We start from the raw sequence: 19,721 nt of genomic DNA, 5'->3' as shown, positions 1-19,721 counted from the left end.
GCGCCGGGCGTCACCGCGGGCGTCGAAGCGCCGCCGAGCCGTGCCCGCCCGCCTCCCACTCCGGCGCCAGCACCGACCACACCTCCGTGTCGTACCGCTCGCCCCGGTGCGGGAAGTGCTCCCGCAGCACGCCGTCCCTGGTCATCCCGAGCCGCCGGGCCACCGCGACGCTGCTGTCGTTCCCCGCGGCGACCAACCACTCCACCCGGTGCACGCCCCGCTGCCGGACGGCCCAGTCGATGATCACCCGCGCGGCCCGCGTCGCCAGGCCCCGGCCCGCCGCCGACGGCTCCAGCCAGCAGCCCGCCTCGGCGGTGCCCCGGGCCACGTCGAGCGCCCGGAAGAGCACGCCGCCGACCAGCACGCCGTCCAGCCGGGTCCCCCAGATCCGCCCGGTGTCCGCCGCGGCCCGGTCCGCGTAGCCCTGCAGGTACGCGCGGCTCGACGCCAGGTCCGTGACGGCGTCGGCCAACCCCGTGTACCGGCCGATGAACTCCCGGCCCCGGTCGACGTGGGCCAGGAACTCCTCCGCCTGCCACGGTTCGAGCGGGTGCAGTCCGGCGCCGTCGTCGCCGAGGGGGATCGAGAACATCACGGCCTTTCCGCGGGGTCGGGTGCGGCGGTCCGGGCCAGCATCGCCGCACCCCGCCCGGCGGGGCAATCCGCTTTCCGGCCCCCGCCCGCGCGACGGGCGGCCGGACCGCGCGGAAGTGCTGCCTGCTCAACACTTCCGGACGATCCGGCCGCCCGTGCGGGGTCGCGCCCCGAGCCGTTCCCGTCAGGCGAGCCGGACCCGCTCGTCGGGGACGCAGTGCGTCATCTCCAGGTCGGCGACGTCCCGCGGCCCGTTCGCGCCGAGGTTCTCCAGGCGCTCGCGGTCCTGGTCGGTCAGGTCCTGGCTGGCCAGCGGCTGCAGGTGGGCGACGTCCTGGGGCTTGATGCCGAGCCCCTCGCCGACCCGCAGGCCGAGGTCGTCCTCCACGAGCAGGAAGTGCCAGACCATGCGCTCCTGGATCGGCCGGTCGCACTGCGAGAGCAGCGTCACGAAGTTGTGCACCAGGTCGTCGCGCTCCCACTGCTCCATGAGCAGGTAGCGCTGACCGGCCTGCTGGTAGTCGTTCGTGCGCGGGATGCGCTTGCGCGTCACCCGGCCCTCGATCACCGGCCCCTGGTCGTCCGTCGTGGGGTACTGCGCCTCCCGCAACCCGCCGGTGATCGACGGCTCGTAGTTGACGTGCGGGTTCTCCCCGCCGGAGTCCACGTGGTAGGCCATCTGCCCGTCGCGCTGGTTGGTGCGCACCCGGGCGTTCTTCGGCTGGTTGACCGGGAGCTGGAGGTAGTTCGGGCCGACCCGGTAGCGCTGGGTGTCGCTGTAGGAGAACGTGCGACCCACGAGCATCTTGTCGTCGGAGAAGTCCAGGCCGTCGACCAGCACGCCGGTGCCGAACGCGATCTGCTCGTTCTCCGCGAAGAAGTCGCTCACGTTGCGGTCGAGCACCATGCGGCCGACCGGCTTGGCGGGGAACTCGTTCTCCGGCCACACCTTGGTGTCGTCCAGCGGGTCGAAGTCCAGCTCCGGGTGCTCGTCGTCGGACATGACCTGCACCAGCAGCTCCCACTCGGGGTGGTCGCCGCGCTCGATCGACTCGTACAGGTCCTTCGTCGCGTGCCCCAGCTCGGTGCCCTGGATCTTCGCGGCGTCGGCCTCGGTCATGCTCTTGACGCCCGCCTTGGGCATCCAGTGGTACTTGACCAGGTGCGTGACGCCCTCGGCGTTGACCCACTTGTAGGTGTTCACGCCGAAGCCCTGCATGTGCCGGTAGTCGGCCGGGATGCCGCGCGGGCTGAACAGGTTGACCAGCATGTGCATCGACTCCGGCGTCTGCGACATGAAGTCGAAGATCCGGTTCGGCTCCTGCCGGAACGTCACGGGGTCGGGCTTGAGGGCGTGGATGACGTCCGGGAACTTGATGGCGTCGCGGATGAAGAACACCGCCAGGTTGTTGCCGACCAGGTCCCAGTTGCCGTCCTCGGTGTAGAACTTCACCGCGAAGCCGCGCGGGTCCCTGGCGCACTCCGACGAGTCCCGCCCGCCGATGACGGTGGAGAACCGCACCGCCACGTCGGTCCGCTTGCCCGCTTCCTGGAACAGCTTCGCCCGCGTGTAGGACGAGATCGGCTCGTCGCCCCACTTGCCGTAGCTCTCGAAGTGCCCGAACGCCACCGCACCGCGCGCGTGCACCACCCGCTCCGGGATGCGCTCGCGGTCGAAGTGGCTGATCTTCTCCAGGAACTGGTAGTTCTCCAGCGTGGCCGGGCCGCGCGGCCCCACCGTCCGCTGGTTCTGGTTGTCGTAGACCGGGTGCCCCTGTCGGTTGGTGAGCACCGGGCGGTCGTCGCCCTGCTCCGGCCCCTTGCTCGCCACGTCAGTCATCAGCTCGCGTGGTCCCTTCTGCACCGTCGTGCGCGGTTTTGCTCCTTTCGGCCTACCCGGGATCGGGGTCGGGATAACGAGACGAGCGCAACTCGTCGGGTGGCGTGACGGTTCGTAGCTCAGTGTGGCCGACAGCCACTCCCCTGCGCCCGTCACCGCGGGTTTCACAAGCGGTGCACGGGGTAGCGAGTCGACATGCACTCAGCAGACGACCGGCAGCGCGCTTCCCGCGACGACCCGGTCTTCGCCGGGCCGGCACAGCGCTTCGCCGAGCGGGTCGCCGCGGTGCGGCCCTGGGTGGACGAGCGGTACGTGCGCGCGGACTGGGCGCAGCGCAACGCCGAACTCGAACGCGACCTGCTGCCCTTTCCCCCTCGCGACTTCCTCCGCCACCCGTCGATCGCGTTCCAGATGTTCGTCGGCGAACGGGTGCTGCCACACGAACTCCCTTACGTCCGCTCGCACCTCGCCGATGAGCGCCTGCTCGCCGAGCCTCCGGTCGGCGACCCCCCGACGGTGACGTTGTCGGGCACCGGGACGCGCACCACGTCGAACACCGTGCACCAGATGTTCCACCTGCTGCGCTACCAGGAGGCGACCGGGCGGCGGATCGACGACGCGGCCACGGTCGTGGAGTGGGGTGGCGGGTTCGGCGCCTTGATGCGCTTGATCGTCGCCCTGCACAGCGGCGAGCCGACCTGCGTCGTCTTCGACACCCCGATCTTCAGCGCGGTGCAGTGGCTGTACTTGTCGGCAGCGCTCGGCGAGGAACGGGTCGTCCTGCACGACTCCCCTCCGGTCCTGCCGGTTCCCGGGCGCGTCAACCTCGTGCCGATCGGCTTGGTCGGTGCGACGGAGGTGGCCGCGGACCTGTTCATCTCCAACTGGGCGCTCAACGAGAGCACTCCGAAGGCGAGGGCGGATGTGGTGGAGCGCCGCTGGTTCGGCGCCGGTTCCCTCCTGCTGGCCATGCACGCCGGGGACCCGTTCACCGGAGCCGTGCTCGCGGCGGGGACGACGGCAGTCCCGCTCGGCGACTTCATGCCGGGGCAGCAGTACCTGGTCCTCTAGCACTCCCGCACGGCAACCACTTCGGATCGGCTTGTGGCTTTTGCTCGTAGCTCTTGGCACGCCCCGTGCAGACCGGTGCTCTCGTGTTCTCCCCGTATGGCCTGCCCGGAGGGCTACCATGCTTTTCCTGGGGGTGCAAGCACGCTTTTCGCTTGCACCCCCAGGAAAAGCATGGTCGTCTTTGACAGGTCATGCGGGGGGAACACGACCGCTGTTTCTTTTCATTCTCCTTGGCGGTCTGCCTGTCCGGCGAGGACTCTTTAAAGCTCTTCAGCTTGGATCCGTACCGCACCAAATATTTCCTGGATCGGTGCGCGACCTTGGTATGAAGAGCGGCCGAGAGGCCCCCAAGGAGGAGGGAAGTGCGTCGTGTTCTCCCCGTACGGCCTGCCGGAGGCAATCATCTTTGTCGGGGGGTGTCAAGCGGTGAAGCGTGCTTGACACCCCCCGACAAAGATGATTGGGCTGCGCCCAGGCCGTACGGGGAGAACACGAGGCACACGGCTGCGCTGAAGCGCCGCCGCGCGGAGCGCGGCCTGTGGGGAGGGCTGGAGTGCCGCCGCGCGGAGCGGCTGCGCGGCTGCCGCTGGTGATCACCCTCCGTGAAATGTTCTGTGCAGTGCGTGGCGACTGCTGAAGCCCTCCCCGGGCCGGTCGACCGGCCGGCGGAGGTCGATCCCCGTTTCGCCCTCATGGACCACGCGATGGGCTACCTGTTCCCCGCCGCACTGCGCGTGGCGGCGGTGCTGGGGGAGGCGGACCACCTGGTGCGAGGGCCGAGGCCCGTCGCCGAGCTGGCCGGAGCGGTGGGCGCGGATCCGCTCAACCTGCACCGGACGCTGCGCCTGCTGGCGACTCGCGGGATCTTCGTGGAGGACGGCGCCGGTCGGTTCGCGCTCACGCCGACCGCGGAGCTGCTGCGCTCCGACGTGCCGTCGTCGTTCCGCTCGGCGATCCTGATGCTGACCGACAGGACGTCCTGGCAGCCCGCCGGCGAGCTGGACGAAGCCGTGCGCACCGGGACCTCGCCGTTCGAGCGGCTGTTCGGGATGCCGTTCTTCGACCACTTCGCCCGCGACCCCGACACCGCGGCGGTCTTCCACGTCGGCATGGCGTCGATGTCGGACCCGGAGAACCCCCTGGTCGCCCGGGCCTGCGACTTCCCCTCGCAGGCCGTGGTGGTGGACGTCGGCGGTGGGCACGGCGGGCTGCTGCTGGCCGTGCTGCGCGCCCACCCCGGGCTGCGCGGGGTGCTGTTCGACCGGCCGCACGTGCTGGAGGGGCACCGGCTCGGCGAACTCGGCGCGGACCACCGCTGGGAGTCGGCGGCCGGCGACTTCTTCGCCGAGGCCCCGCCCGGCGACGTCTACCTGCTCAAGCGGATCCTGCACGACTGGGACGACGAGCGCTGCGTCCGGGTCCTGCGCCACTGCCGGCGCGCCGCCCGCGAGCACGGCCGGGTGCTGGTGGTCGACGCGGTCGTCCCGCCGGGCAACGACCCCGACCCGGGCAAGGTCATCGACCTGCTCATGATGAGCTCGATGCCCGGGCGGGAGCGCACCCGCGCCGAGTTCGACGGCCTGTTCGCCCGGGCCGGCCTCCGCCTGACCCGGGTCGTCCCCACCGACACCCGGCTGTCGATCGTGGAGGGCGTCGTCGCCCCCTGATCGGGTGCGCCCCCGATCGCCGACCGGCCCTACCCGTGGGCGGCGCGCCGCCACGACCTCGGCCGCGGGGCGTCGGCGATGGACCGCACGACGTGGTCGTCCTCGTGCCGCTTGGCGGACAGCAGGGCCGCGTCCGCCCGGAGCAGCAGGCACCGCAGGTCGGTCCCCTCGTCGGCCAGCGCGAGGCCGACGGAGGCGGACAGCCGGTCGACGGCGACCACCTCCCCGGCCGTCGTGGTCACCGGGACGACGAGCTCCCGGATGCCGCGGGTGACGCGCCGGGCGATCCGGGACGCCTCCGCGGCGTCCGCCGGGGCCAGCAGCACGACGAACTCGTCACCGCCGTACCGGCCCACGACGTCGCCGCGGCGGGTCGCCGAGCGCAGGACGTCGGCCACCGCCGTGAGCACCGCGTCGCCCGCCAGGTGCCCGTGGGAGTCGTTGATGGTCTTGAACCGGTCGAGGTCGACCAGCAGCAGGGCGCACTGCCGGTCCGCGCGCCGCGCCCAGGCCAGGGCGGCGTCCGCGTCGTCCTGCCAGGCCCCCCAGACCAGCAGACCGGTGTGGCCGTCGAGCGTCCACCTGCTCTCCAGCGGCGTGCCGCACGCGGGGCAGCACTGCCCGGAAGCCGGTGAACGGCGGCGTGAGCGCCGTGCGGCCAGGCGCCGCAGGCCGGCGAGAAGACCGCACCGGGCCGCGTCGCGGCCTCCGGCGTCGTCGTTCGATCGCGTCGTGTCGATCATGTCGACCCCCCCGGGTCACGTCGATCCGGCAGACCGGGACGGCCTGCTGATCACTGCGCGCGGGGACCGGTGCGAGGGCGACAGAACCGACCCAACCCACTGCTGTGGGGGCGTGGACAGGGTACGAAGCGGTGGATCACCCGTCAATCAGGATGGGACACCCGGAGCAACCGGCGCGCTACGGCGGGTCACCGGCGGGGGCCGTTCGGGTGATCGGGGTCCGACAGCGTCACGAGCGCGGCCGTGGTGTGCTGGTCGAGCAGCATCAGGTTCGCCACCAGGTGCACCGGCAGCCAGCCGCCGGTGGTCGACCGCACCCGGACCACGCCCTCCACCCGGCCGGCGGTCGCCAGCCCCCTGGACAGCTCCTTCGCGACGGGCAGGTCGTCGGGGTGGATGCCCGGTGGCCGCTCGGCGGCCAGCTCCCAGGCGACGCCGGGCATCGGGTCGTCCAGCCACCGCAGCAGGGTCAGGTTGCGCAGGTTGAGGATCGCCCGGTGGCGGCCCGGTTCCCGCTCGGCCGCGAGCACCTGCTGCGCCAGCACCACCGGCCTGGGCGGCGGCGCGCTCGGCGTGGTGTCGGCGGGGCCGATGTCGTGGGTGATGCCGTGCAGCACGACCTCGACCCGGCCGTCCTCGGTCGTCTCCTCCACCGCGCGGCAGGCGAAGTTCGCCGCGCGCAGGCTGCCGTCGTCGCGCCGGACCGTCCACGTCGCCTGGTGCTCCGCGCCCGGCGTGGACCGGACGATCACCGCCAGCGCCGCGGACTCGTCCGCGTTGGTGACCAGCCGGCCGAACGCCTCCGCGGTGGCCCGCTGCGTGCGGCGGTCCGCCGGTGCCACGCCGTAGAGGTCGAGCAGGTCGTCCGACCCGCCGATCTTGTCCGTGGACAGGTTGAAGTACCAGGCCCCGGCGGGGTCCCGCGGCGGCGGCTGCTCGTCGTGCTCGCCCAGCCACGCGTACACGCCGTGCACCCGGCCCGCGAACGTCACCAGCGGCAGGCCGACCATGCGCCGCCGCCCGTCGGCCGTGCCGGCCTCCACCGGCCGCCGCGCCGCCACCACCCGCGCCACCAGGGCGCGCACGTCGTCGAGGTGGCGACCCCTGCCGAGCACGGACTTCAACGGCACCATGCGCCGCGGGCTGCTGCCCACGCCGATGACCGTCGGCTCCTCGTGCCCCTCCCCGCCGAACGTCTCGATCAGCAGCCACTTCCCGGCCACCGCCACCACCCCCATGCCGTCGTCGCTCGCCCAACCCGGCGCCGGAACGGACCCCCTGGGGGCGGAAGCCTAGCGCCGGGGCGACCCGCCGCGCAGCAGGCGCGGCAGGACGTTCTGGTAGGAGCTGCCGAGCAGCCGCACCAACCACGACACGACCTGCGCGTCCGGCCCGACCAGCACCTCGGCCCGCCGCCGCTCGGCGCCGCGCAGGATCGCCCGCGCCGCCGCGCCCGCGTCGGTCCGGGCGATCCTGCGGTCGAACACCGCGGCCACCGCGGCGGGGTCCTCGCCGGCGGCGTACCGGCCGTGGCGCATGATCGGCGTGCGGACGCCGCCCGGCACCACGCAGGTGACCGCCACCGGGTGCCCGTCGGCGACCAGCTCCTGGCGCAGGGCCGCGGTGAACCCCCGCACCGCCGCCTTGGACGCGCTGTAGGCGCTGTAGTACGGGACGCCGGCCAGGCCGAACGCGCTGGACACGGTCACCAGCCTGCCGTCGCCGGAGGCGATCAGGTGCGGCAGGAAGGCCGCCGCCGTGCGCACCACGCCGCGCACGTTGACGTCGAGCACGTGCTCCACGTCGGCCACCTCGGAGTCCACCAGCGCCCCGACGTGGATCACCCCGGCGACGGCGAACACCGCGTCCACCCGCCCGAACCCGGCCACCACCGGCTCCGGGTAGGCCGCCACCGCGCACCGGTCGGTCACGTCCAGCACGTCGACCCGCGCCACCGCGCCCAGCGACCGGCACCGCTGCCCGGTCTCGCCCACCGCGTCGGCGTCCAGGTCGGACAGGGCCAGCCGCGCGCCGCGCGCCGCCAGGGCCAGCGCCAGCGCCCGGCCGATCCCCGACCCCGCGCCCGTGATCACCGCGACCCGCCCGGCGTACGCGCCCACCCCGCACCTCCCGCTCGACGCCGGCGTGTCCCACCCGGCTCCGCCCCACCCCGACGGGGTCCGCCGCGGCGGACCCCGGTGCAGGACTCTGCCCCACCCGGTCCGACTTCCCCCGGCGACACCCCGCCGCGACCGGCGCGACTGCGGGCGGCCCTGCGGGGCCGGGCGCGCCCTCCACCGGAAGCGGCGATCCCCGGGAACCACCCGGCCGGTTCACCCGACCGGTGTAGACGTGAAGGTTGACAGGCCCGTGGTGCTCGCGGGCGGTGCGGCGGCGGCGTGCGCCGCGGCGGTGGTGCTCGCGGCGGGCGACGTGCACTCGGCGCTCGGCGACACCGATCCGGGGCGGTCGGCCTCGGTCCTGTTCGCGGTGGTGCGGCTGGTCGCCGACGCGGCCGGCGCCGTGACGGCGGGTGCGGCGGCGTTCGCGGCGTTCGTCGTGCCCCCGGCGCGCGGCGGCCGGCTGACCGCGGACGCCTACGCGGCGGTCCGGCTGGCGGCCGGCGCGGCGGCGGTGTGGGCCGCCGCGGCGTTCGCGGCGGTGCCGCTGTCGGCGGGCGACGCCTCGGGGCAGCCGCCGGGGGTGGTGCGGGCGCACCTGGTGGACCTGGTCGCCGCGACCGAGGAGCCCAAGGCGTGGCTGGGCGTGGCGGTGGTCGCCTCCGTCGTGGCGGTCGGCGCGCGGGCGACGTTGACGTGGCCGGTGGCGGTGCTGTGGTGCGCGCTGGCGGTCGTGGGGCTGCTGCCGCCGGTGGTGGCCGGGCACGTGTCGGTCGGGGCGTGGCACGACCTGGCGACCGACGCGGTGGTGTGGCACGTGCCGGCCGCCGCGGTGTGGGTCGGCGCGCTGGTGGCGCTGCGCGGGTTCCTGCGCAGGCGCGCCGCCGACGAGGGGGTGCTGCGCCGCTACCGCCGGTTGACCCTGGTGTGCCTGGTGGTGCTGGTCGCCAGTGGCGCGGTGACCGGCGCGGTGCTCGCCGGCCCGGCGGGCCCGGTCTCCGGCTACGGGCTGCTGCTGGCGGTCAAGCTGGCGGTGTGCGCGGTGCTGTTGGCGCTGCGCCGCCGCTGGGGCGCGCGCCGGCCGCTCGCGGCGGAGGCGGTGGGCCTGGGCGTGGCGCTGGGCGCGTCGGTGGGCCTGTCGCACCTGGTGCCGCCGACCTGGCTGACCGCGCGCCCGTCGGTGCAGGAGACCGTGCTCGGCTACGAGCTGCCCGCGGCGCCCTCCGCCGCCGGGCTGCTGCTCGGGTGGCGGCCGGACCTGGTGCTCGGCGTCGGCGCGGTGGCGGCGGCGGTGGCGTACCTGGTGGGCGTGCGGCGGCTGCGCGCGCGTGGCGACCGGTGGTCGGGCGCGCGCACGGCGGCGTGGCTGGCGGGCTGCGCGGTGGTGCTGGTGGTGACGTCCTCGGGCCTGGGCCGCTACGCGCCGGGGACGTTCAGCGCGCACATGGTCGCGCACATGTCCCTGAACATGCTCGCCCCCGTGCTGCTGGTGCTGGGCGGCCCGATCACCCTGGCCCTGCGCACCCTGCCGCCCGCGCCGCGCGCGTGGCTGGTCGCCCTGGTCCACAGCCGGGCCGCGCGGCTGGCGGCGCACCCGGCGGTGGCCGCCGTGGTGTTCGTCGGCTCGTTCTACCTGCTGTACTTCTCGGGCCTGTTCGGCGAGGCGATGCGCTACCACTGGGCGCACCAGGTGATGAACCTGCACTTCCTGCTGTCCGGGTACGTGTTCTTCTGGCTGGTGGTCGGGACGGACCGGCCACCCCGGCCGCTGCCGCACCTGGGCCGCCTCGGGCTGCTGTTCGCGGTCATGCCGTTCCACGCGTTCTTCGGCGTGGTGCTGATGAACCACCAGACCGTGATCGCCGAGACCTTCTACCGCCACCTGGCCCTGCCGTGGGTGCCGGACCTGCTCACCGACCAGCGGCTCGGCGGCGGCATCGCCTGGGCGACCGGCGAGGTGCCGATGCTGGTCGTGGTGGTGGCGCTGCTGGCCCAGTGGGCCGCCGCCGACCGCCGCGAGGCCACCCGGCTCGACCGCCGCCTCGACAGCGCCGAGGACGGCCGCCTGGCCGCCTACAACGCCATGCTCGCCGACCTGGCCGGGCGGCGGGACTGAATCACGGGAAGAGGACCGCACCGATGACCACCACGGCGGGCGCGGCGGCTCCGGTGGAGCTGGCCGTGTCCGGCATGACCTGCGCGGCGTGCGCGTCGCGGATCGAGCGCAGGCTCAACAAGCTCGACGGGGTGCGCGCCTCGGTCAACTACGCCACCGAGCGCGCCGTCGTGCAGCTCCCGGCGGAGCTGGGCGCGGCCGACGCGATCGAGGCGGTGCGCAGGGCCGGGTACGACGCCCGCGTGCGCCACCGCGCCGAGGACGACCGGGCCGCGCACACCGCGGCCGTGGCCGACCTGCGGCGCCGGCTCGTGGTGGCCGCGGTGCTGGCCGTCCCGCTGGGCAACCTGTCGATCAGCCTGGCCCTGGCGCCCTCGCTGCGGTTCGCCGGCTGGGAGCTGCTGTGCGTGCTGCTGGCCCTGCCGGTGGTGGCCTTCTCGGCGTGGCCGTTCCACCGGGCCGCGCTGCGCAACCTGCGGCACGGGTCCTCCAGCATGGACACGCTGGTGTCGCTGGGCGTGCTGGCCTCGTTCGGCTGGGCGGTGTGGTCGCTGGCCGCCGGGTCCTCCGGGCCCGGCTACTGGCTGGGGTTCGGGGTCACCGCCGAGGGCGCGGACGCGGTCTACCTCGACGTCGCCGCCGGGGTGACCACGTTCCTGCTGGCCGGCCGCTACTTCGAGACCCGGTCGCGCCGCAACGCCGTCGGCCTGCTCACCGCCCTGGCCGGGCTGGCCGCCAAGGACGCCCGCGTCCTGCGCGACGGCGCGGAGCACCCGGTGCCCGCCGCGCTGCTGCGGGTCGGCGACCTGTTCGTCGTGCGCCCCGGCGAGGGCCTGCCCGCCGACGGCGTGGTCACCGACGGGACCTCCGCGGTCGACACCGCCGCGATGAACGGCGAACCCGTGCCCCGGGACGTCGGGCCGGGCGACCGCGTGGTCGGCGGCACGGTGAACCGGACCGGGCGGCTGGTGGTGCGCGCCACCGAGGTCGGCGCCAACACCCAGCTGGCCCAGATGAGCGCGCTGGCCGAGCAGGCCGCCCAGCGCAAGGCCGCGGTGCAGCGCCTGGTCGACCGGGTGTGCGCGGTGTTCGTGCCGGCGGTGCTCGCCCTGACCGCGCTGACGCTGGCCGGGTGGCTGGCCACCGGGCACGGCGCGCGCGAGGCGTTCACCGCCGCCGTCGCCGTGCTGATCATCGCCTGCCCGTGCGCGCTCGGCCTGGCCACGCCCACCGCCCTGATGGTCGGCGTCGGCCGCGCCGCGGGCCTGGGCATCCTGGTCAAGGGGCCCGAAGCGCTCGAAGCCTCGCGCGCGGTGGACACCGTGGTGCTGGACAAGACCGGCACGGTCACCACCGGCCGCATGGCCGTCGTGGGCGTCGTCGCGTTCGGCGACGCCGCGGAACGCGACGTGCTGCGCTGGGCGGGCGCGGTGGAGGCGGCCTCGGAGCACCCGATCGCCGCGGCCGTCGTGGCGGCGGCCGGCGGCGGCCTGCCGGCCGTGACCGGGTTCGCGGCGCTGGTCGGGGCCGGTGCGCGCGGCGAGGTCGAGGGCGTGCCGACCGCCGTGGGCAGCGCGGAGCTGGTGGCCGGGCTCGGGGTCGCCGCCTCCCCCGCCGCCGACCGGTGGCTCGCCGGCCTCGGCCCCGCCACCGGCGTGCTCGTCGCCCGCGGCGGGGCGCTGGTGGGCGGGATCGCCGTGCGCGACACCGTGCGGCCCTCCGCCGCCGACGCCGTCGCCCGCCTGCACGCCCTGGGCCTGCGCACCGTCCTGCTCACCGGCGACGGCCCGGCCGCCGCCCGCGCGGTCGCCGCGGAGGTCGGCATCACCGAGGTGATCGCCGACGTCCGGCCCGTCGACAAGGCGACCGCCGTGGCGGACCTGCGCGCCCGCGGCCACCGGGTCGCGATGGTCGGCGACGGCGTCAACGACGGCCCCGCGCTCGCCACCGCCGACCTCGGCATGGCCGTGGCGCGCGGCAGCGACGTCGCCGCCCACGCCGCCGACGTCATCCTCGTCCGCGAGGACCTGCACGCGATCCCGGACGCGGTCGAGCTGGCCAACCGCACCCTGACCACGATCCGCGGCAACCTGGCCTGGGCCTTCGGCTACAACGCCGCCGCCCTCCCGCTGGCCGCCCTGGGCCTGCTCAACCCCCTCGTCGCCGGGGCCGCCATGTCGCTGTCGTCGGTCCTGGTGGTGGCCAACAGCCTGCGCCTGCGCGGCTACCGGCCCCGCCGGTGACCGGGGACCGGCGGCGGCACCGGCAGCGGCTTCGGCGATGCGGTCGGTGCGGTCGGTGCGGTGGCCGGGAGCGGTGGCACGGGCGCGGCGGCGCGGGGTCCGGCCTCCCGGCCGGGGCTCAGCCCGTGCCGCCGTCGACCAGCTCGCGGATCACCGCCCGCAGTTCCGCCACGACCCGCGGCGAGCGCAGCGTGGTCGTCGAGGCCAGCACCGTCCCGGGTCCCAGGCGCCGCCAGAGGAAGCCGCGCACGGGGACCTCCTCGATCGACAGGTCGAACAGCAGCCGGTCCCGGCCGAGTTCCCGGCTGACCCGGTCGACCGCCTCCTGCACGGGGAACACGTCCCGGGTGTCCGGTTCCCCCCTCCGCCGCTGTTCGGCCCATTGCTCCCAGGACCACTGCGAGCTGTCGCGGCGCAACCGCGCCGTCAGGTCCCCGAACCCGTCGGGAACCCGGCCGGCGGCAGGCGGGCGTCCGGGGTGGCGACGCGCGCGCCGACGAGCCGGTCCCACCACCGGTCCCACCGCAGCGCCGCCGTGGAGCGGTCGACGGGCAGGGCGACCGACAACCGCTCCACGGCGGGCTCCAGCGGCGGTACCGGCTCCGGTGACGTGGACGGCAGGCCGAGGGCGTCGCGGACGTAGAGGGCGAAGAACAGCTCACCGCCCGAACTCGAGGACACGCACCAGCTTTCCCGTCCGGAAGAGCGCATGTCCGACGGTATCGCGGCGGGCAAGGGCCGATCCGGCCCCGCCGCCCGACGAGGTCGCCGGGGAGCCCCCGTGCCGCCGGCGGCGCGCGACGGGGTCGTGGCCCGGGGCCGCGAGCCGACGCGACCGGTTCGCGGGGATCGGCTCCCCGATCGGGGCGCGGCCCCAGGGACGACTCTCCGGAGTGGACGCCGGGAGCGGCGTTCCGCCCGTCCGCACCGGCCCTGCCGTCGAGGAGCGGTGGCGCCCGACCGTGCACAGTGGACGGCACGCCGGGGGACGACCTGATCACGTCCGCAGGTCGGATGTGATCGACAGGGGTACGGTGGTGCTGCGCCGACTCCGATCACCGGGGGCCCGCGCGGCCCCGCGCCGGGCCGATCGGGTCCTCCCCCGGTCGGAGGCCCGGCGCGCCCGCGGTGTCCGTCCCGGCAGAGGTGGTCGATGATCCTTCCCCCAGTGCGCGCCCCGATCGCCGCCCGATCGACCGCCGCCCCCGGTCGGAGCGGCCCGCCGGCGGGCCGGCATCCCGGGGCGCGGCCGTGAGCTTCTGGGAGTTCGTGGCCGACCGGTGGAACCGGCTGCTGGTGGAATCCCTGCTGCACGTCAGCGCCGTGGTGCAGTGCACGCTGATCGCCGTGGCCATCGGCGTGGGCATCGGGGTCGCGGTCCACCGCAGCCCGCTGGGCTCCTCCATCGCCACCGCGCTGACCAGCGCGATCCTCACGATCCCCTCGTTCGCGCTGCTCGGGCTGCTCATCCCGGTGCTGGGCCTGGGGGCGGAGCCGACCGTCGTCGCGCTCGTGCTGTACGGGCTGCTGCCGATCGTGCGCAACACGATCGTGGGGCTGGCCGGGGTGGACGGCGCCGTGCGGGACGCGGCGCGGGGCGTCGGGATGAGCCGGCTCGGCGTGCTGACCAGGGTCGAGCTGCGCCTGGCGTGGCCGGCGATCCTCACCGGCACGCGGGTCGCCGCCCAGATGCTGATGGGCATCGCGGCGATCGCCGCCTACGTCCGCGGCCCCGGGCTCGGCGTGGAGATCTTCGCCGGGCTGACCAGGGCGGGCAGCGCCAACGCCACCAACCAGGCCATCGCGGGAACGCTCGGCGTCGTCGTGCTGGCGCTGCTGCTGGACGGGGTCTTCGCGCTGATCGGCCGCCACACCACACCCAGGGGGATCCGTGGCCGGTGAGATCGAGCTGATCGACGTGACCAAGCGTTACCCCGGCGTCGCCGCCCCGGCGGTCGACTCGGTCAGCATGACCATCCGGGCGGGCGAGACGGTGGTCCTGGTCGGCCCGTCGGGCTGCGGCAAGACCACCACCATGCGGATGATCAACCGGTTGATCGAGCCGACGTCGGGCCGGATCACCCTCGACGGCGTGGACACCCGGTCGCTGAACCCCGACCACCTGCGCCGCGGCATCGGCTACGCCATCCAGCAGGCCGGGCTGTTCCCGCACCTGACCGTCGGGCAGAACGTTGCCACGGTGCCGGGGCTGTTGGGGTGGTCCAGGTCGCGGGTCGCCGACCGGGTGGACGAGATGCTGGACCTGGTGGGGCTGGACCCGGCCGAGTTCCGCGACCGCCACCCCCGGCAGCTCTCCGGCGGCCAGCAGCAGCGGGTGGGCGTCGCGCGGGCGCTGGCGGCGGACCCGCCGGTGCTGCTGATGGACGAGCCGTTCGGCGCGGTCGACCCGATCACCCGCGGCAACCTGCAGGACGAGCTGATGCGGCTGCAGGCGGAGCTGCGCAAGACGATCGTGTTCGTCACGCACGACTTCGACGAGGCGGTCAAGATCGGCGACCGGATCGCGGTGCTCGGCCCGCGGTCGCGGGTGCTCCAGTACGACGTCCCGGAGGCCGTCCTGGCCAACCCGGCCGACGACACGGTCGCCGGGTTCGTCGGCGCGGGCGCGTCGCTCAAGCAGCTGCGGCTGCGCCGGGTGCGCGAGGTCGAGCTGGGCTCGGCGGTGACCGCGCGGGTGACCGACGACCCCGCCGAGGTCCGCCGCAGGCTGCTCGGGTCCGGCCGCGACCACGCCCTGCTGCTCGACGCCCGCGACCGGCCGGTGGGCTGGGCGCACGTCCGCCACCCCGGGCAGCCCCGACCGGTCGGCGACTCGGTGTCGCTGCGCTCGACGCTGCAGGACGCCCTGGAGGCGATCCTCACCGAGGGCGGCGCGGCGGTGGTCACCGGGGCGCGCGGGGAGTACGTCGGCCTGGTGGAGATGGACACCGTGATCGGCGCGGTGCGCAAGCTGCGCGAGGACCACGCGGAGCCGGGCTCGTGACGGCCGCGGTGCGGCAGCGGCGGCGCGCCGACCGGGCGCGGCTGCTGGTCCAGCCGCTGGCCGTGGTGGCGCTGGTCGGCGGGGTGCTGGCCTGGGCGTTCTCGCGGGACCTCGACTCGATCGAGCGGCAGAGCCTCAACGGGCCGGCGCTGGTGTCGGCCACCCGGGACCACCTGGTGATCAGCCTCGTGGTGACCGCGCTGGTCCTGGTGGTGGCCGTCCCGCTGGGCGTGGTGCTGACCCGCCGGTGGGCGCGCCGCGCGGCGCCGGTGTTCCTCGGCATCGCCACCATCGGCCAGGCGTCGCCGGCCATCGGCATCCTGGTGCTGTTCTTCCTGGTGTCGGGGTTGGAGGGGCTGTGGGCGGCGGTGCTGCCGATCGCCTTCTACACACTGCTCCCGGTGCTGCGCAACACCGTGGTCGGCCTCCAGGGCGTCGACCCGGCGCTGGTCGACGCCGGGCGCGGGATCGGCATGTCCGCGGCGACCGTGCTGCGCCGCGTCGAGCTGCCCCTGGCGGTGCCGCTGATCCTGGCCGGGCTGCGCACCGCGCTGGTGCACGCGGTCGGGGTGGCCACCCTGGCGGTGTTCGTCAACGGCGGCGGGCTGGGCCTGCTGATCGACACCGGCTACAAGCTCGCCCGCGTCCCGGTGCTGGTTACCGGCGCGGTGCTGGCCGTCGGGCTCGCCCTGCTGGTCGACTGGCTCGGCGCCGTCGCGGAGACCTTCCTCGGGCCGAAGGGGCTGCGGTGAGCGGGCAGCGGCGGCGGCTGGTCGCGCTGGTGGCCGCCACGGCGCTGCTGGCGTCCGGGTGCGGCCTGGAGTCCTCGTTCGCGCTGCCGTTCGAGGTGGGCCCCGGCTCGATCCGGCCGGCGCCGGAGCTGTCCGGGGTGGCCGTCGCGGTGGGGTCCAAGGACTTCACCGAGAACCAGGTCCTGGGCTACATCGCCGAGGTCGCGCTGACCGCGGCCGGCGCCGAGGTGCGGGACATGACCAACATCCAGGGCTCCAACAGCTCCCGCCAGGCGCTGATCACCGGCGACATCGACCTGTCCTGGGACTACACCGGCACCGGCTGGATCAGCTACCTGGGCAACACCGAGCCGGTCCCGGGCGAGCGGGCGCAGTACGAGGCCGTGCGCGACGCCGACCTCGCCCGCAACGGCCTGCGGTGGCTGGAGTACGCGGCGGTGAACAACACCTACGCGTTCGCCGTCACCGAGACCTACGCCCGCGAGCACGGCCTGCGGACCACGTCCGACATGGCCGAGCTGATCCGCCGCGACCCCGGCGAGGGCGTGTTCTGCCTGGAGACCGAGTTCGCCAGCCGCAACGACGGGTTCCCGGGGGTGGCCCGGGCCTACGGGTTCGACCCGGGTTCGGTGGAGGTCAAGACGTTCGGCATCGGCACGATCTACACCGCGACCGCGCAGGGGTCGTGCAACTTCGGCGAGGTGTTCACCACCGACGGCCGGATCCTCGGGCTGAACCTCGTGGTGCTGGAGGACGACAGGCGGTTCTTCCCGCAGTACAACGCCGCGATCGTGCTGCGCGACGAGTTCGCCGACGCGCACCCGCGGATCGCGGAGGTCATGGCGCCGGTCGTCGCGGAGCTGGACAACGACACGATCCGCCGGCTCAACGCCGAGGTGGACGTCGAGGGCCGCGACCCGGCCGTGGTCGCCCGGGACTGGTTGGTGGACAAGGGTTTCGTGACGAACCCGGACTCCTGAGCGGTCCGCGCCCGACGTCGCGGACCGCTACCGCGCGGCGTGGGCGCAGGCGGTGTCGGCGCTGGAGCACCGGGGCACCGCGAGGTCTTCGACCGCGCGGCGGCGTCGGCGCCGCGCCCGGCCGAGTCCCGGGCGGAGCTGCGCACGCAGCCGGCGCTGCACGCAGCCCCGCTGCACGCCGCCCTGCCGCACGCCGACGACGTGGTGGTGCGGAAGCACCCCACCGTCGAGCCGGCCGGGATCGGCGAGTCGCCCGACGCGGTCGAGACCGTGCTGCGCGCCCTGGACCCGGCGATCCGCGACCGGGCCGGGAGCGCGGCGACGGGTCGCCGACCCGCCGGCAGGGTGACCGGCGGGTCACCGCACCACCCCCCGGTCACCCCGCCGGCGCGGCGGCGAACGCGGCGGCGTTGGCCTCGATGTGGGCGATGTCGCGCAGGTACAGCTCGTCGTGGCCGTCGGCGACGTGCGCGGCGAAGCCCTCGTGCCCGGCCGCCGCTTGGGCGCGCATGTGCTCCACGAGGTCGCGCAGCCGGTCGACGGCGGCGGTGATCACGGCGGCGCGGGCGGCGGGGTCGGTCAGGCCGTAGCTGTCGCAGAACAGCCCGGCCCGCGCGGCCTGCTCCCCGACCGTGCCGAAGCCGTCCTCGTTCGCCGGGTCGGTCAGCGGCGCGAACCGGTAGACCGCGTACCCGAGGTCGCGGGACCTCGGGCCGGGGTGCGCGGTGTCGAAGTCGATGAGGCCCACGACCTCCTCGCCGCGCAGCACGCAGTTGTAGGGCGCGAAGTCGCCGTGGCAGATCACCTCGGCGGGCTCGTGGTCGGCGAGCATCCAGCCGCCGGGCATGCTCGTCGCGATGTCGGCCGTCGCGTCGTGGTAGCCGCGCAGCAGCCTCGCCGCGGAGACCAGCGCGGTGGTGCTGCGGGCGGCGGGGGTCAGCGGGTAGGAGCCGACCTCGCCCGGCAGGAATTCCAGCACCTCGAAGTCGCCCTCCGCGCGGATGAACCGCGGCGCCTGCCGGAAACCCACCCGTTCGAGGTGCCGCACCAGCGCCGTGACCCGCTCGCTCCACGGGCCGCGCCTGCGGCGGACGGTGTCGCCGACGCGGACGACCTCGTTGAGCCCGCCCGTGAGCACCTGCTCCACGGCCTGCCCGCTCGATCCGGTGCTCAACCCCGGTCTCCTCCTCGTCCGTCGACCCCGGCGGCGCGCCGTGGCGCGGCTCGGCGATCCGGTCCGCTGTCGGTGGTGGTTCCTATGCTGTCGTCAACCTAGTGGGGAGGCGTGTGGTGGCGGCTGGGGACTTGGTGGCGATGGTCGACGAGCTGGCTCCGGCCGGTGCTCCGGAGCGGCCTGTGCGGCACCAGGGGATCTTGTTGTTGTGGGCGATTGGCAGGGCCGCGCGCGGGTTGCCGCGGTTGGTGCGCTGGTCCGAGGCGCAGGGGCAGTTGCGGCCGTTGTTCGTGGCGCTGGGGCGCGAGGGGAGCCGCCCGACGCCGGAGTACCCGTTCGTGGCGTTGGCCGGGACGCGGTGGTGGGAGCTGGCGGACGCGGGGGCGGAGGCGCCCCGTGCGCACGGCTCGGTCCCGTTGAGGTGGCTGAAGGAGCACGACCCTCGGGGTGGGCTGCCGGTGGAGCTCCACGACCGGCTCACCGCCGACCCGGTGGTCCGGGCGGAGGTGGTCCGGGCGCTGCTCGACCGGTTCTTCCACGACGGCCCGGCGGCCGAAGCGCGGCAGCTGACCGGTCTGGACGACAGCGACCCGGCCGGCTCGGGCGCGGGTGGCACGAGCACGGCGGGCGGCTCCCCGGGGAGGGACCCGGCGTGGGCGTGGGACGAGCTGGTCCTGGCCTGCGACCTGGTCGCCCGCAACGGGTGGCACGAGCTGCCCTCGGAGAACCCGCTGGTGGTCGAGCTGTCGGAGGTGCTGCGGTCACTGCCCGTCCACCCGACCGCGGTGCGCGGCCCGAAGTTCCGCAGCCCGAGCAGCGTGCGCCGGAAGATGGCCGACATCGCCACCCGGCACCCGGACTCGGTGCGCCGGCACACCAACGGCGGCCGGCTCGACCGCGAGGTGTTGCAGGCGTTCCTGGACCGCCCGCAGGAGATGCACGCCTGCGCCGCGCAGCTGCGCGCCGGTGTCGCGGCCGGTGACTTCGACGACCTGCCCGACGCCGACGAAGTGGTCGACGACGAGGGAGCGGCGCGGGAGGGGCGGTTGCTGGAGCGCAGGCACCTGCGCCGGGAGCGTGATCCGCGCCTGCGCAGGAAGAAGCTCGCCGAGGCCCTCCGCGAGCACGGCGCCCTGAGGTGCGAGGTGTGCGGGTTCGACTTCCACCGCGCCTACGGCGCCAGGGGCGAGGGGTACGCCGAGTGCCACCACGTCGTGCCGCTGCACGTCTCGGGCGAGACCACCACGAAGTTGCAGGACTTGGCGGTGCTGTGCGCGAACTGCCACCGGATGGTCCACCGCGGCACGCGCTGGCTCACCCCGGCCGAACTCCGGGGCGTCGTCGAAGCGCAGCGGGCGAACGCCGCGACGGCGGAGCGGCAGCCCGGCGCCCCGGTCGGGAGTGGGGGCTGCTGACC

The 19,721-nt window shown here is 74.9% G+C and carries 17 protein-coding genes; 9 read left to right on the top strand and 8 right to left on the bottom strand.

All coding sequences use genetic code 11. The features are described from left to right. Positions 1-10: 10 nt before the first annotated feature. Positions 11-592, bottom strand: a complete 582-nt coding sequence (locus tag JOE68_RS28585) for a GNAT family N-acetyltransferase (protein ID WP_204845473.1) — start codon at positions 590-592, stop codon at positions 11-13. A 186-nt stretch (positions 593-778) separates the two neighbouring features. Next, entirely contained in the window at positions 779-2,434 is a 1,656-nt protein-coding gene (locus JOE68_RS28580) for a catalase (RefSeq protein ID WP_204845472.1), read from the bottom strand. 195 nt (positions 2,435-2,629) lie between these two features. Between JOE68_RS28580 and JOE68_RS28575 the strand changes: the two genes are divergently transcribed. Both JOE68_RS28575 and JOE68_RS31530 read left to right on the top strand, forming a co-directional pair. Beyond that, entirely contained in the window at positions 2,630-3,505 is an 876-nt protein-coding gene (locus JOE68_RS28575) for a class I SAM-dependent methyltransferase (RefSeq protein WP_204845471.1), read from the top strand. A gap of 623 nt (positions 3,506-4,128) precedes the next feature. Then, on the top strand, positions 4,129-5,172 hold the full coding sequence (locus JOE68_RS31530; RefSeq protein WP_204845470.1) for a methyltransferase: 1,044 nt from the start codon (positions 4,129-4,131) through the stop codon (positions 5,170-5,172). A 29-nt stretch (positions 5,173-5,201) separates the two neighbouring features. Here the strand turns inward: JOE68_RS31530 and JOE68_RS28565 are convergent, their stop codons facing one another. The 3 genes from JOE68_RS28565 to JOE68_RS28555 form a co-directional block, all read right to left on the bottom strand. After that, a complete protein-coding gene (locus tag JOE68_RS28565; RefSeq protein ID WP_204845469.1) occupies positions 5,202-5,915 on the bottom strand; it encodes a GGDEF domain-containing protein in 714 nt (237 codons plus the stop codon). Between the two features lie 188 nt (positions 5,916-6,103). Continuing rightward, positions 6,104-7,153: a GAF domain-containing protein gene (locus JOE68_RS28560; RefSeq protein ID WP_204845468.1), complete on the bottom strand. Its 1,050-nt coding sequence runs from the start codon at positions 7,151-7,153 to the stop codon at positions 6,104-6,106. A gap of 54 nt (positions 7,154-7,207) precedes the next feature. Then, complete coding sequence (locus JOE68_RS28555) at positions 7,208-8,035, bottom strand: SDR family NAD(P)-dependent oxidoreductase (protein ID WP_204845467.1); 828 nt, start codon at positions 8,033-8,035, stop codon at positions 7,208-7,210. 232 nt (positions 8,036-8,267) lie between these two features. On the opposite strand from JOE68_RS28555, the gene JOE68_RS32340 reads away from it, so the two are divergent. Together JOE68_RS32340 and JOE68_RS28545 are read left to right on the top strand one after the other, a co-directional pair. After that, a complete protein-coding gene (locus tag JOE68_RS32340; RefSeq protein WP_204845466.1) occupies positions 8,268-10,151 on the top strand; it encodes a bifunctional copper resistance protein CopD/cytochrome c oxidase assembly protein in 1,884 nt (627 codons plus the stop codon). 23 nt (positions 10,152-10,174) lie between these two features. Continuing rightward, the gene (locus JOE68_RS28545) at positions 10,175-12,394 is read left to right on the top strand and encodes a heavy metal translocating P-type ATPase (protein WP_204845465.1); all 2,220 of its coding nucleotides are present in this window, start codon (positions 10,175-10,177) and stop codon (positions 12,392-12,394) included. 118 nt (positions 12,395-12,512) lie between these two features. Here the strand turns inward: JOE68_RS28545 and JOE68_RS28540 are convergent, their stop codons facing one another. Both JOE68_RS28540 and JOE68_RS28535 read right to left on the bottom strand, forming a co-directional pair. Continuing rightward, positions 12,513-12,734 (bottom strand): hypothetical protein, encoded by a 222-nt coding sequence (locus tag JOE68_RS28540; protein WP_204845464.1) that lies wholly within the window; start codon positions 12,732-12,734, stop codon positions 12,513-12,515. Between the two features lie 86 nt (positions 12,735-12,820). Continuing rightward, positions 12,821-13,075 carry a hypothetical protein gene (locus JOE68_RS28535; RefSeq protein ID WP_204845463.1) on the bottom strand — a complete coding sequence of 85 codons (255 nt, stop codon included), beginning with the start codon at positions 13,073-13,075 and terminating at the stop codon, positions 12,821-12,823. 570 nt (positions 13,076-13,645) lie between these two features. Between JOE68_RS28535 and JOE68_RS28530 the strand changes: the two genes are divergently transcribed. Genes JOE68_RS28530 through JOE68_RS28515 form a run of 4 tightly spaced genes read left to right on the top strand, consistent with a single transcriptional unit; the run spans position 13,646 to position 17,130 of the window. Beyond that, a complete protein-coding gene (locus JOE68_RS28530) occupies positions 13,646-14,296 on the top strand; it encodes an ABC transporter permease (protein ID WP_204845462.1) in 651 nt (216 codons plus the stop codon). Further along, positions 14,286-15,398 (top strand): ABC transporter ATP-binding protein, encoded by a 1,113-nt coding sequence (locus JOE68_RS28525; protein ID WP_204845461.1) that lies wholly within the window; start codon positions 14,286-14,288, stop codon positions 15,396-15,398. Before JOE68_RS28530 ends, JOE68_RS28525 begins: the two co-directional genes overlap by 11 nt. Next, positions 15,395-16,150: an ABC transporter permease gene (locus JOE68_RS28520; RefSeq protein WP_204845460.1), complete on the top strand. Its 756-nt coding sequence runs from the start codon at positions 15,395-15,397 to the stop codon at positions 16,148-16,150. The genes JOE68_RS28525 and JOE68_RS28520 overlap by 4 nt, the downstream gene beginning before the upstream one ends. Next, positions 16,147-17,130, top strand: coding sequence for a glycine betaine ABC transporter substrate-binding protein (locus JOE68_RS28515; RefSeq protein ID WP_204845459.1), 984 nt, complete (start codon positions 16,147-16,149; stop codon positions 17,128-17,130). Before JOE68_RS28520 ends, JOE68_RS28515 begins: the two co-directional genes overlap by 4 nt. A 376-nt stretch (positions 17,131-17,506) precedes the next feature. On the opposite strand, the gene JOE68_RS28510 is transcribed toward JOE68_RS28515, so the two are convergent. Further along, positions 17,507-18,304: an aminoglycoside phosphotransferase family protein gene (locus JOE68_RS28510; protein ID WP_239562384.1), complete on the bottom strand. Its 798-nt coding sequence runs from the start codon at positions 18,302-18,304 to the stop codon at positions 17,507-17,509. Positions 18,305-18,444: 140 nt separating this feature from the next. On the opposite strand from JOE68_RS28510, the gene JOE68_RS28505 reads away from it, so the two are divergent. Further along, positions 18,445-19,719: a phosphorothioated DNA-binding restriction endonuclease family protein gene (locus tag JOE68_RS28505; protein ID WP_204846337.1), complete on the top strand. Its 1,275-nt coding sequence runs from the start codon at positions 18,445-18,447 to the stop codon at positions 19,717-19,719. The last annotated feature ends 2 nt before the right edge of the window (positions 19,720-19,721 follow it).

The sequence above is a fragment of the Saccharothrix algeriensis genome (assembly GCF_016907655.1).
Lineage (GTDB): Bacteria > Actinomycetota > Actinomycetes > Mycobacteriales > Pseudonocardiaceae > Actinosynnema > Actinosynnema algeriense.
This window is presented reverse-complemented; position numbering and strand designations above follow the sequence as displayed.

Excerpts from the sequence above, each read along its gene's own strand:
- JOE68_RS28575 (WP_204845471.1), top strand. The coding sequence starts at position 2,630 with ATGCACTCAGCAGACGACCGGCAGCGCGCTTCCCGCGACGACCCGGTC.
- JOE68_RS28565 (WP_204845469.1), bottom strand. The coding sequence starts at position 5,915 with ATGATCGACACGACGCGATCGAACGACGACGCCGGAGGCCGCGACGCG.
- JOE68_RS28545 (WP_204845465.1), top strand. The coding sequence starts at position 10,175 with ATGACCACCACGGCGGGCGCGGCGGCTCCGGTGGAGCTGGCCGTGTCC.
- JOE68_RS28560 (WP_204845468.1), bottom strand. The coding sequence starts at position 7,153 with ATGGGGGTGGTGGCGGTGGCCGGGAAGTGGCTGCTGATCGAGACGTTC.
- JOE68_RS28580 (WP_204845472.1), bottom strand. The coding sequence starts at position 2,434 with ATGACTGACGTGGCGAGCAAGGGGCCGGAGCAGGGCGACGACCGCCCG.
- JOE68_RS28505 (WP_204846337.1), top strand. The coding sequence starts at position 18,445 with ATGGTCGACGAGCTGGCTCCGGCCGGTGCTCCGGAGCGGCCTGTGCGG.
- JOE68_RS28585 (WP_204845473.1), bottom strand. The coding sequence starts at position 592 with ATGTTCTCGATCCCCCTCGGCGACGACGGCGCCGGACTGCACCCGCTC.